This is a genomic window from Rhodococcus sp. NPDC054953 (assembly GCF_053609225.1).
The window spans coordinates 142,628-156,136 of record NZ_JBSGXD010000008.1 but is presented as its reverse complement, the minus strand read 5'-3'; the positions used below and the strand labels follow the sequence as shown (position 1 = coordinate 156,136).

Here is a 13,509-nt window from a genome sequence, read left to right as displayed (position 1 = left end):
TCCGGAGGAGGAACGTGGGAAGGGGCGGCGCGTGCCGTATCTCGGGTTGATCGTGATGGTGCTGTGGGTGGGGTGCCTCGTCGACGTGATCTGCGCAGACGAGCACCGGGTCCGGCACCTCCCGAAGATCCTGTGGCTGATCGTCGTGATCCTGGTGCCGCTGCTCGGATCCGTGCTGTGGCTGCTACTCGGGCGTCCACAGGGCGGCGTCGGTGTGCAGGCCCCGGCCCGGGTCACCGGCTTCCCGGAGTACGACCGGCCCGGTCGGCAGGCGGGCGTCAGCAGTGAGTCCGACGAGGAGTTCTTGCGGCGCTGCCGCGAACGAGCCGAGGAGCAGCGCCGCGTCGCGAAGGAGCAGCAGCGGCGCGGTGCCAACGAGCGGCACCGCCGCGGTGACGACGAGCGGCACCGCCGCGGTGACGAGGCCGACGGCGATCAGGCCGAATGACCGGCCATTGCGACCGCCGCTGTCCGCGCGGACACTGATGGTATGGCTGATCGGGAACAGCGGACGCCCCTGTACGGGATGGTGCTCATCCTGGCCGCAATGTTCGGCGCGTTCGCGGTGAACTACTACGAAGTCGGTCCCTACTGGTTCCGCATAGCGGTCTACATCGTCGCGGCGGCGGTGATCCTCGTCGCGGCCGTGATGACCTTCCGGGACTACTCGCACTGACCTTCCGCAGCGCCCGGATGCAGCCGCCACAGCGGGGAGACGGGGCCGTGTCCCGCCCCGAGGTCGTAGGACGCCGCGAGGCAGCGGGTCACCCACTGCTTCCCGAACGCGACGGCCTCGGGCATCGACCGGCCGTGCGCGAGCGCGCATGCGACCGCGGCGGCGAGGGTGTCCCCGCCGCCGTGGTCGTTGCCGGTGTCGATCCGCGGGCCGGTGAACTGGTGGAACGTTTCGCCGTCGAAGAGCAGGTCGGTCGATTCCGTTGAGGTACGCAGGTGCCCGCCCTTGACCAGCGCCCACTGCGCGCCGAGCCCGTGCAGCGCCTCCGCTGCCCGGCGAGCCGACGCGTCGTCGACGACCTCGATGCCGGTGATCAGCCGGACCTCGTCGAGGTTCGGCGTGACCAGCGACGCGATCGGGATCAGCGTGTGCCGCACCGCGTCGAGGGCCTCCGCGTGCAGCAGTGGGTCGCCGTGCATCGATGCGCACACCGGGTCCACCACCAGCGGCACCGGCCTGCCCTTGCCGATCCCGACCTCGCCGCACACCTGCGCGACCGACTCGATGATCGCGGTGGACGCCAGCATCCCCGTCTTCGCGGCGCTCACCCCGATGTCGCCGACCACCGACCGCACCTGATCGGCCACGATCTGCGGCGGGATCTCGTGAAAACCGCTCACCCCCACCGAGTTCTGCACCGTCACCGCGGCGACGGCGACGCAGGCGTGCACACCGAGCAGCGCCATCGTGCGGGAGTCGGCCTGAATGCCAGCGCCGCCGCCGGAATCGGTACCGGCGATGGTGAGGGCACGGACGGGGGTCTGTCCGTCGGGGGTCAGCGGCAGCAGGTTCACGAGCAAGGAGCCTATCGACCCGCCGGAACGGTGGGCAGGTACACCTGGCGGACGTCGGCGGAGATCCGCATCGAGCAGAACTTCGGCCCGCACATCGAACAGAAGTGTGCAGATTTCGCTGGCTCGGCGGGCAACGTCTCGTCGTGATACTCCCGGGCGGTGTCCGGGTCGAGCGACAGCGCGAACTGATCGTGCCAGCGGAACTCGAACCGGGCCGTCGACAGTGCGTCGTCGCGTTCCTGCGCCCGCGGGTGCCCCTTGGCCAGGTCGGCGGCGTGCGCGGCGATCTTGTAGGTGATGACGCCGACCTTCACGTCGTCCCGGTTCGGCAGCCCCAGATGCTCCTTCGGGGTCACGTAGCAGAGCATCGCGGTCCCGGCCTGCGCGATCATCGCCGCGCCGATCGCGGAGGTGATGTGGTCGTAGGCGGGCGCGATGTCGGTGGCGAGCGGGCCGAGGGTGTAGAACGGTGCCTCCTCGCACAGCTCCTCCTCGAGGCGGACGTTCTCCACGATCTTGTGCATCGGCACGTGCCCCGGGCCCTCGATCATCACCTGCACGCCATGGGATTTCGCGATTGCGGTCAGTTCGCCGAGGGTGCGGAGCTCGGCGAACTGCGCCTCGTCGTTTGCGTCCGCGATCGACCCGGGGCGCAGCCCGTCGCCGAGCGAGAAGGTGACGTCGTAGCGCGCGAGGATCTCGCACAGCTCCGCGAAGTGGGTGTACAGGAACGACTCCCGGTGGTGCGCGAGGCACCAGGCGGCCATGATCGACCCGCCGCGCGAGACGATGCCGGTGACCCGCTTCACGGTCAGCGGGACGTGCCGCAGCAGCACCCCGGCGTGCACCGTCATGTAGTCCACGCCCTGCTCGCACTGCTCGATCACGGTGTCGCGGTACAGCTCCCAGGTCAGTGCTGCCGGGTCGCCGCCAACCTTCTCCAGCGCCTGGTAGAGCGGCACCGTCCCGACCGGGGCGGGGGAGTTGCGCAGGATCCACTCCCTGGTCTCGTGGATGTTCCTGCCGGTGGACAGGTCCATGATGGTGTCGGCGCCCCAACGGGTGGCCCACACCATCTTCTCGACCTCCTCGGCGATCGACGAGGTGACCGCCGAGTTGCCGATGTTCGCGTTGATCTTCACCCCGAACCGCTTGCCGATCACCATCGGTTCGAGCTCGGGGTGATTGCGGTTGGCCGGGATCACCGCCCGACCGGCGGCGACCTCGTCGCGCACCACCTCCGGCGACACGCCCTCGCGGGCGGCGCAGTAGCGCATCTCGGCGGTGACGACGCCCGCGCGCGCCCAGCCCAGTTGGGTGCTGGCCCCGGCAGGCCGCGGCCAGCCCGACCGCACCGGCGGCAGGCCCGCCTCAAGGTCGATTCGCGCGTCGTCCTCGGTGTACGGGCCGGACGTGTCGTACAGGTCCAGATGATCGCCGGTGGTCAGGTGCACGCGGCGCACCGGCACCGACAGCCCGTCGACGTCCAGGTACCGCTTGCTGCTGCCCGCGATCGGTCCCGTGGTGACGGCCGTGGTGACAGAGGTGTCCCTCATTCGAATACTCCCTACGCCGGCATTACCCGGTCAGGTTCATACGGTCGACGGCCCTCATCGCTCGCGAAGGAGCTAGCCGTCCTCTCAGCCCGCTGGTGCGAGCCCCCGTGGGTGTTCAGTTGTCGCCGCAGACCCTAGCCCAGTTTCGCCCGATCCCTGTTGCGCACCCGCCAGCCGACCTATAGTGGCGTGGATCACATTTTTGTTACGGGCAGGCTGCCCGGCGCTTCACCCAGAAGGAGACAGGACCGATGCTCGCGGACAAGGCGACGGCCGAGGTGACGAACAATGCCGCTCAGAGCCGTTTCGAGCTGTGGCTCAACGGCGACCTCGTCGGCATTCTGGGCTACTACGACCTCGAGTCGAACGATGGAGCCGCCAGGGGCCGACGGCGGTCGACGGCGCCGGTCGTCTCCTTCCTGCACACCGTGATCGTCGAGGACTTCGGGCACCGGGGGCTCGCCGCGCTGATGGTCCGGCGGGCGCTCGACGCGGCCCGCGGGTACGGATGGAAGATCCGGCCCGTGTGCACCTACCTGCAGCGATTCGTCGCCGCGAACCCCGAGTACCGCGACATTCTGGTCCCGGTGTGAGCGCCGGGCGGCGATTCGGCCACGATTCGACGAAGGATGGGCGACAACTTGTCGACGGGGCCCGTCCCGGGCAGCGGCCCGGCCCGGATGCTGCTTGCATGGCGGCATGTTCAAGCGGAACCACCAGCACCGGACGGCGGCGGTGACCGCCGTCGCGGCCCGCGCCGACGCGGCGCGGGCTCAGGTTGAGGACAACCCCGCGCACTCGCGCTTCGACCTGTGGGTCGACGGCGAACTGGTGGGCATCCTCGGATACCGCCGCCTGGACGGCGTCGACTGCGCACCGGCGGACGGCGCCGCTGTCGCGTTGATGCACACGGTGGTCAAGGAGGAGCACGGCGGCCGCGGATGGGCGGCGGTGCTGGTCCGGGAGGTGCTTGAGGAGGCGCGGGTGCGCGGATGGCGGGTGCACCCGGTCTGCACCTACGTGCGACGCTATCTCGGCACCCACACCGAGTACCTGCCGCTGCTCGACGACGCCTGACGCGACGACGTCGCGGTCAGCCGTCGCGGGCCGCGAGCCGCCAGAGGGACACGACCTCTGCCGCCCGGACGGCCGCCAGCGGATCTTCGGGACCCCGGCTGCGTTGGCCGCGACCGCCGGACGCCCGCGGGTGCCGCGGGTGGACATCGCTGCGGCCGAGCACGATCAGTCCGGACCGATCGAACAGGTCGGTCAGCTGGGCGCGGGTGCGCAGGCCGAGACGCTCCGCAAGATCGGAGAGCACCAGCCATCCCTGCCCGCCCGCGGTGAGGTGGCCCGGCAGTCCGCGGACGAACTCGGCGAGCATCTGGCCCTTGCGGTCGAAGACCCCCAACTCGATCGACGACGTCGGCGCGGCCGGCACCCACGGCGGATTGCACACCACCAGGTCGGCGCGCCCGTCCGGATACCCGTCGGTGTGGACGATCTGCACCCGGTCCGCCAGCCCGAGACGGTCGATGTTGTCGGTGGCGCAGGCGACCGCGCGCGGTGCGATGTCGGTCGCGATCACCCGCTCGGCGCCGCGTCGGGCGAGCAGTGCGGCAAGCACTCCGGTGCCGGTGCCGATGTCGAACGCCGTGCCGACGCGTGCCGGGAACTCCGCCTCCGCGACCAGGTCGACGTACTCGTTCCGGGTCGGTGCGAACACCCCGTAGTGGGGGTGGATGCGGGCATCGAGCGCCGGGATCTGCACGCCCCGCCGCCGCCACTCGTGTGCACCGACGACCCCCAGCAGTTCCTGCAGGGACACCAGGCTGGCCTCCGAGGCGTCGCCGTACGCCTCGCGGCACGCCAGCCGGATATCGGGTGCCCGCCTCAGGTCGATGGCGTAGTCCGGGCCGAGTTCGATGACGATCATGCTCAGGATCCGGGTGCGGTGCGCCCTGGCCTGCCGGTGTCGGTGGAAGGTCAGCGTGAGGTCCGGGCCCGCCTGCACTCGCAGCCGATCAAGCCGCCGCTTCAGCGCATCGAGCAGTTGCCGGGCGCCAGGAAAGTCGCCTCGCCACAGCATGGCGGTGCCCTCGGACGCAAGCCGCATCGCGTCGTCGGCGCGGAGTTCATCCCCGGCGATGACCACCGTCTTCGGCGGCTTGAGGTCGCCGTTGGTGCGCCAGCGGGCCGATCGGTGTTGACCGTTCTCGACCCAGGCGGCGTCTATCCGGTCGGGTTGGTCATTGGCGGTCTCGACGGTGGACTCCTGAGGGAAGGGGGTGCGGCGGACGGACGAGCGCGAACCTAATCCAGGTCGACGATCACCGGGGCGTGATCGCTCGCGCCCTTGCCCTTGCGTTCCTCCCGGTCGATCGACGCATCGGTGACGCGGGCTGCCAGCGCGGGGGAGGCGTACTGGAAATCGATCCGCATGCCCTGCCGCTTCGGGAACCGCAGCTGCGTGTAGTCCCAGTAGGTGTACACCCCGGGCCCGGGGGTGTGCGGCCGGGTCACCTCGGCGAACCCGACCTCCTCGAACGCGGCGAACGCGTCCCGCTCCGGGCGCGAGGTGTGCGTCTTGCCCTCGAACAGCGCCGGATCCCACACGTCCTCGTCGGTCGGCGCGACGTTCCAGTCGCCGACCAGCGCGATCTGCGCGTTCGGGTCGTCGGCCAGCCACTTCGCCGCATCGTCGCGCAGGGTCGCGAGCCAGTCCAGCTTGTACGTGTAGTGCGGGTCCGACAGCTCGCGGCCATTCGGCACGTACAGGCTCCACACCCGCACGCCGCCGCAGGTAGCGCCGATCGCGCGGGCCTCGACGACCGGCGGGACGACGTCGAGGCTGTCCGGGGCCTGCTTCGCGAATCCGGGCTGGCCCTCGAAGCCGACCTGAATGTCGTCGAGGCCGACGCGGGACACGATCGCGACCCCGTTCCACTGGCTAAGGCCGACGTGCGCGACCTGGTAGCCGAGTTCGGTGAACCGTTCGGTCGGGAACTGGTCGTCCCGGCACTTGGTCTCCTGCATGGCGAGCACGTCGACGTCGGTCCTGGTCAGCCAGTCCACGATCCGGTCGGTCCTGGCCCGAACGGAGTTCACATTCCACGTCGCCAATCGCATGCCCGCAGCGTAGTGCGCTGCTCCGACAGCCCGCCCCGCCGGGTGAAGGGCACCTGCGCCCCGCCGGACCGGCTGAAGGTGCCCTTCACCCGGACCGGGTGGGCGCGGTGGCGTAGCGGTAGCGGTGGTGATCGATCAGCCCGAGGGTCCGGTACAACTCGAGGGCGCCGGGATTGTCGGCCCGGACCTGGACGTAGGCGTGCGTCGCGCCGTGGTCGCGGCCCCAGCGGATCATTTCCGCGCACACCAGCATCCCCAGCCCGCGCCTGCGGTGCGCCGGTGCGACCTCGACCGCGGTCAGCCCCACCCAGCGCCTGCCGTCCGGTGCCTCGGTGATCGCGGCCCGGGCGATGCCGAGTGGTTCCGACCCCGCGGCGCCGAGGACCCCGAATCCGAGTTCGCCGTCACGGACCGCGGTCAGCACCGCAACCTCCCGGTCCGACACCCCCGTTCCGGGTCGGCGCAGCGACCGCCAGCCCGCCCCCGGCGCCGGATCGACCGTCACCATCGACTCGCCGTCCGGCAACGTCAGATTGGTGATGTCCGCCGCCATCACCTGAACCTCCGCCGACACGGTCCAGCCGTCGGGGGCCGCCCCGAGGCGGTCCGGCAGCAGCAGCGTCAGCGGCAGTCGCCGCTCCGCGTACCAGGCGTGCAGCCGGTCCAGGGTGTCACCGGAGTGCAGGTCACCGATCCGGTGCGCCCGACCGAGCGGGGCGGCGGAGTTCGCGCGGCCGGTGATCCCCGCGCCCGCCCGTGCCAGCCAGCCGTCGATCCAGGACTGGTCGGTCCCCGGCCAGCCGTCCGCCGCCGCGAGTTCGAGCGCCCGGATCTCGCGGGTCGCGACCGGGCGCGCCCCGATCTCCTTCAGCGCGACGACCTGGCCGCGCTCGACCTGCGCGACCCGACCGTCCTGGGCGCGCACCACGACCGCGGGCGTCAGCGCGACGAGTTCGCCGATCATGTCGGTCAGCGGCTGCGGATAGCCGGGCGGCAGCTTGTAGCGCAGCACCACCCGGCTGCCGAGGCGGGGCGCGGTCCTGGCCCGGTGCGGCACCGTTTCGGGACCGGGGGTGCCGCCCCCACCCGGCACGGGCGGCGGGCGGTGGTGCCTGCCGCTGCCCGCCGGGTCGTCAGTCATCGTGACCGAACGGGTCCTCGACCGTGCCGGGCGTCCAGGACAGGCCGGGGACACCCCAGCCGGACCGCTTGATGATCTTCTTCGCGGCGCGGGCGTTCCGCCCGATCAGCACATCCGTGTAGAGGAAGCCGTCCAGGTGCCCGACCTCGTGCTGCAGCATCCGGGCGAAGAAGCCGGTGCCCTCGATCGTCACCGGATCGCCGTTCACGTCGACCCCGGTCACCTTCGCCCAGTTCGCGCGGCCGGTGGGGAACTGCTCACCCGGGACGGACAGGCAGCCCTCCTCGTCGTCCTCGGGGTCCGGCATCGACTCGGGGATCTCCGAGGTCTCCAGCACCGGATTGACCACCTCGCCGCGACGCCGCTCCCCGTCCGGGTTCACGTCGTAGTCCGGGCAGTCGTACACGAACACCCGCAGGCCGACGCCCACCTGATTGGCGGCAAGGCCGACGCCGTTCGCGGCGTCCATCGTGTCGTACATGTCGGCGACGAGCTCGGCGATCTCGGACAGCGGCTGCGTCACCGGCGCAGTCGGCTGATGGAGAACCGGGTCACCGACGATCACGATAGGAAGAATTGCCATGCGACCGAGAATAGTGGTGGCGATCGGTGCGCCCTGTTGCCGGATGCCGCCGGGCCCCGCATCGCGACGCGCCAGCACCGCGAACCGGGGAACGGGTGCGGTCACCGTGGTTCAATAGCCGTCGGAAGTACAGGGTTGTCATTCGTCGCCGGATCGGTGCACCCGGATCTGTCGGTGGGGAGCTTTAGCCTTCGCTGATGGATGGGGCGAGAGTTCGACGTTGAGGAGTGAGATGGACGGCGCAGTCGCGCGTAGCCGGAATTCGCAGCCCACCGACCAGCCGGACAGCGCCGGGGTCGGAGCGGACGGACTCACCCGCCGCGATCACGACATTCTGACCTTCGAACGCCAGTGGTGGAAGTACGCGGGCGCGAAGGAGGATGCCATCAAGGAACTGTTCGACATGTCCGCGACCCGCTACTACCAGGTGCTCAACGCGCTCGTTGACCGGCCGGAGGCCCTTGCCGCGGATCCGATGCTGGTCAAACGGCTGCGTCGGCTGCGCGCGAGCAGGCAGAAGGCGCGCGCCGCCCGCCGCCTCGGTTTCGACGTCACCTAGCCATGTCGCCCGATCCTCGTGGTGCGGCCCGCGCGATCGGCCCGCGTGCCCAGATGACGCAGATGGGGCCCCGACCCGTATGGTCGAACCCGTGAGCACCCCGCAGCCGGCACCGTCGGGACCCCCACTACGCGCACTCGCGATGGTTCTCATCGCCCTGGCCATCGCGTTCGCGGGCATCGGAGCGTTGACCCTGTCGAACTCCGGGTCGGACACCCGCTCGTCCGAGGTGCTGCCCAGCGTGGCCCCGGTCACGGGGGCGCCGAACGCGCCTGCGGCGTCGGCTCGGGCAACGACACCGGCGCCCGTCTCGCCGACCACCCTCGCTCCGGTCGCCGCTGCGGCGACGCCGACCACCGCCGCCGTCGACCGGTCGGCGGTCCCGGTGCGGGTCTTCAACAACAGCACCGTCAGCGGTCTTGCCGCGCAGACCGCGGGCACCCTCGAGTCGGAGGGCTGGACGGTGGCCGAGACCGGCAACTACAGCAGCGGCAACGTCGCGAAGACGACCGCCTATTACAGCGCGAACTCGGCGGCGGAGCGGCAGGCGGCGCAGCAGATCGCCGCGGATCTCGGCATCACCGCCGAACAGCGGTTCGGCGGGATCGCGACGGCGTCCCCCGGCGTGATCGTCATCGTCACCTCCCAGTAGACGAGGGGCGGAGCCGCTCAACTATGCGGCGTCGTAGACCACCGGTCGGCCGGTTCGCCCGGCTGGCTATGATCAGTGCACTTCCAGCCCATCTCGAAGGAGCGGTTTGATGGCCTTGCTTACCCGACGCGATTCGCAGACGACCCGGTCACGCCGCGTGTCCCTGCGCGTCGTCGCCCCGATGGTTGCGATCGCGGCCGTTGGCCTCACCGCCTGCAGCCCGCCGAACGAGGTGGCGAGCGACGTTCAGGGCACCACCCCTGCGGTGTGGACCGGCGCGCCCGCACCCGAGGGTGACGCAGGCGAGGGCCACGGCGCCGAGCATGCCGACCGGCTCAACACCGTGCTCAAGGGTGCGGACGGCAAGGCGGCCGGGACCGCGACGTTCGTCGGCTCCGGTGAGAACGTGGTCGTGACCGTCGCGGCGAACGGCCTCGAGCCCGGCTTCCACGGCCTGCACATTCACTCGGTCGGCAGCTGCGAGGGCGACTTCGTCTCCGCCGGTGGGCACCTGCAGGTCGAGGGCCACAGCGGCAACCCGGCCAGCGGCGACCTGCCGTCGCTGTTCGTGCGTGCGGACGGCACCGCGAACCTGACGACCACCACCGACGCGTTCACGATCGAGGATCTGCAGAACCACGGTGAGGGCACCGCGATCGTCGTGCACGCCGGTGCCGACAACTTCGCGAACATCCCGACCCGGTACGCCCCCGCGCCGGATCAGGCCACCCTGGACACCGGCGACGCTGGCGCCCGCGTCGCCTGCGGTGTGATCAAGTAACACCACCGCGTAGCGGAACCCGAGCTCGACCACCCGCCGCGATCGGAGACCTCGGCCACAGGCCGGTTTCCGGTCGCGGCGTCGTCGTCGGGACTGTGGTTGGATTCGGGCTGTGGCAGTCCATTTCGCCGGTTCGCCCCGGCCCACGATCGGCGTCGAGTGGGAGGTCGCGCTGGTCGACCCGGACACCCGCGACCTGTCCAACAGCGCCGCGCAGGTCCTGGCCGCCGCCGCGGACCTCGCGGACGCGCCGCGGTTGCACAAGGAGTTCCTGCGCAACACCGTGGAACTCGTCACCGGGATCTGCGACACCACCGCGGAGGCGATGGCGGACTTGCAGGAGACGATGACGCTGCTGCGCCGGGCGGCGCACCGCGAGAACGTCGAGCTGATGTGCGCGGGCACCCACCCGTTCGCGCAGTGGTCCACCCAGCAGGTGACGCCCAATCCGCACTACGACGAGATGATCGAGCGGACCCAGTGGTGGGGTCGGCAGATGCTGATCTGGGGGGTGCACGTCCACGTCGGGGTGTCGTCGGCGCACAAGGTGTTCCCGATCATCAACGCGCTGCTGGTCAAGTATCCGCACCTGCTCGCGTTGTCGGCGTCGTCGCCGATGTGGGCGGGCGTCGACACCGGGTACGCCAGCAACCGGGCCCTGATGTTTCAGCAGCTCCCGACCGCCGGGCTGCCGTTCCAGTTCGAGACGTGGGCGCAGTTCGAGGGCTTCGTCCACGACCAGATGAAGACCGGGGTGATCGAGCGGCTCGGTGCCCTGCACTGGGACATCCGGCCCGCACCGCAGTGGGGCACGATCGAGGTCCGGGTCTGCGACGGCGTCTCCACCCGCGGTGAGTTGGAGTCCCTGGTTGCGCTGATCCACTGCCTGGTCGTCCACTTCGACCGGCAGCTGGAGGCGGGCATCGAGCTGCCGGGGATGCCGCCCTGGCATGTGCAGGAGAACAAGTGGCGGGCCGCGCGGTACGGCCTCGACGCCGAGATCATCCTGGACGCCGCCAGCAACGAACGCCTCGTCACCGACGACCTCGACGATCTGCTCGAGCAGCTCGCGCCGCTCGCGGTGGAACTCGGCTGCGCGGACGAATTGGCCAGGGTCGCGGACATCCCGCGACGGGGGGCGTCCTATCAGCGGCAGCGGGCGGTCGCGGCGGGCAACGGCGGCGATCTGACCGCCGTCGTGGACGCACTCGTCACCGAACTGGAGCGTTAAAGCGCAGTTCACGCACCGTTTACTATGTACGGGTGTTGACTGACAACTCGACCGCCAGTGCGGCGTGGCGGGCGGGTGGACGGCGGGTCCTCGTGCCCGCCGCGGTGGCCACCGTCGTGGTGGCAATGCTGGTGCTGCAGGTCGTCGCGACCCGATCCGGGTTCGAGGGGCCGGTGCAGTCACTCGCCAGGGACTTCGTCGGCACCCCCAAGTCGATGTCGGTGCCGTGGGCCGGGCTGGCGCTCGGCCTCGTCGGGTTGACGAACCGGCAGCGCGTTGCCGCGGTCGCGGCGGCCGTCGGCATCGACCTAGTGTTCCTCGCGGGTCGACTGCTGCAGGACGGGCCGTTCGCGGTCGGGAACGGCCCCACCTGGGTGTTGACCCTGATCGCCGTGGTCGCGGCGGTGCGGTGGACCGGTGAGCGCAGGCGCAGCGTGCTGCTCGGCGCCGGGTTCGGAGCCCTGCTGATCGTCGCGACGAAGATCGGTGACGTCTGGTTGCAGATCACGGTGATGACGCGCCCCGCCGTCCTCGACGAGTACCTCGAGCTCGCCGACCGCGCGTTCGGCAGCCCGTCGTGGGTGATGGGTCAGGTCGTCGACGCGCTCGGTCCCGTCGGGTACGGCGTCCTGCACTGGGTGTACATCGAGCTGCCCGTCGCGGCGATCGTCGTCGCGCTCTGGCAGCTGCGGGCAGGTTGGGCGGGGCACCACCTGGTCCGGACGTTCCTCGCGATCGGCCTGATCGGCCCGGTGTTCTACCTGCTGTTCCCCGTCGTCGGACCCGACTTCGCGTTCGGCACCGCCGGGCAGGGCGCCCAGCTCGGCGACTACTGGCCCACCGTCATCCCGACCGGCACCGACCCGGCGGCGTTCGTGTTCACCGGGGACGCGCCCCGCAACTGCATGCCGAGCCTGCACACCGCGTGGGCGTTGGCGATCTTCGTGCATTCGCGCCGGGGGCCGACGTGGCTGCGGTGGGGCGGCACCTTCTGGCTGGTGTGCACCCTGATGGCGACGCTCGGCTTCGGCTACCACTACGCCGTCGACCTGGTCGCCGGGGTCGTGCTGTGCCTGACCATCGAGGCGGCCCTGCGCGAACCGGAACGCGGCTGGGGCTGGTTCCGGGTCCGGCTCGTCGTCGGCGGCACGGTCGCGTTCGCCGCGCTGCTCGGCGGCTACCGCTACCTGGCCGTGCCGATCGCGGCGGCCCCGTACCTGTCGGTGCCGCTGATCCTCGGGGTGATGGGTGCGGTCGTCGTCGCCTTCCACGCCACCTTCTTCGCGGCACCGGGGTCGGCGTTGGGTCGCTGGGGTGGACGGCCGCGCCTGGTCGTGAGTTAGTCGTCGTCGCGAATTAGTTGTTCTACTGTCGATTTCGGTCACTACCGCCTGAAAAGGACTAACTCGCGGTTAGGGTCCGGGGATGGTGCGTGATCCGAGACCTGTCGGACCGATTCGCCGGTCCCGGCTCCTCGAGGGCATGACGCCCTGGCAGGTCGAGCGCGACTACCGGGCGGTGCTGACCGGGGTATACATCCGCGCGGACCAGCCGCTCGACTTCGCACAGCGGTCGCGGGCGCTGGGGGTCACCTATCCGCAGGGCGTGCTGGCCGGGTGGTCGGCGGCCGCGCTCCACGGCTACCGGTACGTGCCCGAGGATGTGGAACCGGAGATCGTCCTGCCTACACCTGCGCGCAGGAGGGCGGGCGTCCGGCTCCGCTACGACACCCTGCTGTCCGGCGAATCGGAGGAGGTGCTCGGCTATGCGTTGACGTCGCACCTGCGGACCGCGTACGACCTCGGGCGGCGGCTGCCGTTCGACGCCGCGATCGAGGCGGTCGACGGACTGTGCAACATCGGTCGGCGCGACCCGAAGGATCTGCTGGTGATGGTCGAGCAGCATCGGGGCGACCGGGGGCTCAAACAGCTCAGGCGCGTCGTGGACTTCGCTGACGGCGGCGCCGAATCACCGTGGGAGACGCGGACGCGGCTGCTGGTCGTCCGCGCGGGATTCATGAAACCGGACACCCAGGTCCTGCTGACAGACGAGCGGGCCCGGCTGGTCGCGCGTGTCGACATGGCGTGGCCGCAGTACCGCGTCGTGCTCGAGTACGACGGCGACCACCACCGCGAGCGGGGCCGGTACTCGCGCGATGTCCGGCGCCGCAACAGCGTCCGGCGGCTCGGCTGGGATGTGGTGGTCGCGACGAAGGAGTTGGTGGTGCACTATCCCGACGAGCTGCTCGAACGGGTCGCGGACGCGTTGCGTGCGGGCGGCGCGACAGAACTGCCACGGTGAGGTCCGCGAGTTGGTCGTTCTCGGGTCGATGCCGCGTCGAACAACG

16 protein-coding genes are annotated in these 13,509 nt (G+C 70.6%); 10 read left to right on the top strand and 6 right to left on the bottom strand.

The window, feature by feature from the left end; all coding sequences use genetic code 11:
• Positions 1-31 precede the first annotated feature (31 nt).
• Positions 32-448, top strand: a complete 417-nt coding sequence (locus ACWF62_RS08475; protein WP_452629819.1) for a PLDc N-terminal domain-containing protein — start codon at positions 32-34, stop codon at positions 446-448.
• Between the two features lie 42 nt (positions 449-490).
• On the top strand, positions 491-676 hold the full coding sequence (locus tag ACWF62_RS08470; protein WP_378506082.1) for a hypothetical protein: 186 nt from the start codon (positions 491-493) through the stop codon (positions 674-676).
• On the opposite strand, the gene thiD is transcribed toward ACWF62_RS08470, so the two are convergent.
• Both thiD and thiC read right to left on the bottom strand, forming a co-directional pair.
• Positions 664-1,530 carry a bifunctional hydroxymethylpyrimidine kinase/phosphomethylpyrimidine kinase gene (gene thiD / locus ACWF62_RS08465; protein ID WP_378506083.1) on the bottom strand — a complete coding sequence of 289 codons (867 nt, stop codon included), beginning with the start codon at positions 1,528-1,530 and terminating at the stop codon, positions 664-666. The genes ACWF62_RS08470 and thiD overlap by 13 nt on opposite strands.
• A gap of 11 nt (positions 1,531-1,541) precedes the next feature.
• The gene (gene thiC / locus ACWF62_RS08460; protein WP_452629818.1) at positions 1,542-3,086 is read right to left on the bottom strand and encodes a phosphomethylpyrimidine synthase ThiC; all 1,545 of its coding nucleotides are present in this window, start codon (positions 3,084-3,086) and stop codon (positions 1,542-1,544) included.
• 251 nt (positions 3,087-3,337) lie between these two features.
• On the opposite strand from thiC, the gene ACWF62_RS08455 reads away from it, so the two are divergent.
• Entirely contained in the window at positions 3,338-3,679 is a 342-nt protein-coding gene (locus tag ACWF62_RS08455; protein WP_378506085.1) for a GNAT family N-acetyltransferase, read from the top strand.
• A gap of 106 nt (positions 3,680-3,785) precedes the next feature.
• Positions 3,786-4,163 carry a GNAT family N-acetyltransferase gene (locus ACWF62_RS08450; RefSeq protein WP_452629817.1) on the top strand — a complete coding sequence of 126 codons (378 nt, stop codon included), beginning with the start codon at positions 3,786-3,788 and terminating at the stop codon, positions 4,161-4,163.
• A gap of 16 nt (positions 4,164-4,179) precedes the next feature.
• On the opposite strand, the gene ACWF62_RS08445 is transcribed toward ACWF62_RS08450, so the two are convergent.
• The 4 genes from ACWF62_RS08445 to ACWF62_RS08430 all read right to left on the bottom strand — a co-directional run bounded on the left by ACWF62_RS08445 (position 4,180) and on the right by ACWF62_RS08430 (position 7,939).
• Positions 4,180-5,241: a methyltransferase gene (locus ACWF62_RS08445; protein ID WP_452629816.1), complete on the bottom strand. Its 1,062-nt coding sequence runs from the start codon at positions 5,239-5,241 to the stop codon at positions 4,180-4,182.
• Between the two features lie 158 nt (positions 5,242-5,399).
• Positions 5,400-6,215: an exodeoxyribonuclease III gene (locus ACWF62_RS08440; RefSeq protein WP_378506088.1), complete on the bottom strand. Its 816-nt coding sequence runs from the start codon at positions 6,213-6,215 to the stop codon at positions 5,400-5,402.
• Positions 6,216-6,300: 85 nt separating this feature from the next.
• The gene (locus ACWF62_RS08435; protein ID WP_452629815.1) at positions 6,301-7,356 is read right to left on the bottom strand and encodes an N-acetylglutamate synthase, CG3035 family; all 1,056 of its coding nucleotides are present in this window, start codon (positions 7,354-7,356) and stop codon (positions 6,301-6,303) included.
• Positions 7,349-7,939 carry a peptide deformylase gene (locus ACWF62_RS08430; protein ID WP_452629814.1) on the bottom strand — a complete coding sequence of 197 codons (591 nt, stop codon included), beginning with the start codon at positions 7,937-7,939 and terminating at the stop codon, positions 7,349-7,351. The genes ACWF62_RS08435 and ACWF62_RS08430 overlap by 8 nt, the downstream gene beginning before the upstream one ends.
• Positions 7,940-8,171: 232 nt before the next feature.
• Between ACWF62_RS08430 and ACWF62_RS08425 the strand changes: the two genes are divergently transcribed.
• The 6 genes from ACWF62_RS08425 (at position 8,172) to ACWF62_RS08400 (ending at position 13,463) form a co-directional block, all read left to right on the top strand.
• Positions 8,172-8,498, top strand: a complete 327-nt coding sequence (locus ACWF62_RS08425) for a DUF3263 domain-containing protein (RefSeq protein ID WP_452629813.1) — start codon at positions 8,172-8,174, stop codon at positions 8,496-8,498.
• Positions 8,499-8,589: 91 nt separating this feature from the next.
• Positions 8,590-9,150: a LytR C-terminal domain-containing protein gene (locus ACWF62_RS08420; RefSeq protein WP_378506092.1), complete on the top strand. Its 561-nt coding sequence runs from the start codon at positions 8,590-8,592 to the stop codon at positions 9,148-9,150.
• A 109-nt stretch (positions 9,151-9,259) separates the two neighbouring features.
• Positions 9,260-9,931: a superoxide dismutase[Cu-Zn] gene (sodC, locus tag ACWF62_RS08415; RefSeq protein WP_452629812.1), complete on the top strand. Its 672-nt coding sequence runs from the start codon at positions 9,260-9,262 to the stop codon at positions 9,929-9,931.
• Positions 9,932-10,043: 112 nt separating this feature from the next.
• Positions 10,044-11,162 (top strand): glutamate--cysteine ligase, encoded by a 1,119-nt coding sequence (locus ACWF62_RS08410; protein WP_378506094.1) that lies wholly within the window; start codon positions 10,044-10,046, stop codon positions 11,160-11,162.
• Positions 11,163-11,254: 92 nt separating this feature from the next.
• Positions 11,255-12,505, top strand: coding sequence for a DUF5933 domain-containing protein (locus ACWF62_RS08405; protein WP_452629828.1), 1,251 nt, complete (start codon positions 11,255-11,257; stop codon positions 12,503-12,505).
• Between the two features lie 139 nt (positions 12,506-12,644).
• Entirely contained in the window at positions 12,645-13,463 is an 819-nt protein-coding gene (locus ACWF62_RS08400) for a DUF559 domain-containing protein (protein WP_452629811.1), read from the top strand.
• Positions 13,464-13,509 lie beyond the last annotated feature (46 nt).

Coding starts and splice junctions, on each gene's coding strand:
- ACWF62_RS08470 (WP_378506082.1), top strand. CDS start 491: ATGGCTGATCGGGAACAGCGGACGCCCCTGTACGGGATGGTGCTCATC.
- thiC (WP_452629818.1), bottom strand. CDS start 3,086: ATGAGGGACACCTCTGTCACCACGGCCGTCACCACGGGACCGATCGCG.
- ACWF62_RS08455 (WP_378506085.1), top strand. CDS start 3,338: ATGCTCGCGGACAAGGCGACGGCCGAGGTGACGAACAATGCCGCTCAG.
- ACWF62_RS08450 (WP_452629817.1), top strand. CDS start 3,786: ATGTTCAAGCGGAACCACCAGCACCGGACGGCGGCGGTGACCGCCGTC.
- ACWF62_RS08440 (WP_378506088.1), bottom strand. CDS start 6,215: ATGCGATTGGCGACGTGGAATGTGAACTCCGTTCGGGCCAGGACCGAC.
- ACWF62_RS08435 (WP_452629815.1), bottom strand. CDS start 7,356: ATGACTGACGACCCGGCGGGCAGCGGCAGGCACCACCGCCCGCCGCCC.
- ACWF62_RS08430 (WP_452629814.1), bottom strand. CDS start 7,939: ATGGCAATTCTTCCTATCGTGATCGTCGGTGACCCGGTTCTCCATCAG.
- ACWF62_RS08425 (WP_452629813.1), top strand. CDS start 8,172: ATGGACGGCGCAGTCGCGCGTAGCCGGAATTCGCAGCCCACCGACCAG.
- sodC (WP_452629812.1), top strand. CDS start 9,260: ATGGCCTTGCTTACCCGACGCGATTCGCAGACGACCCGGTCACGCCGC.
- ACWF62_RS08400 (WP_452629811.1), top strand. CDS start 12,645: ATGACGCCCTGGCAGGTCGAGCGCGACTACCGGGCGGTGCTGACCGGG.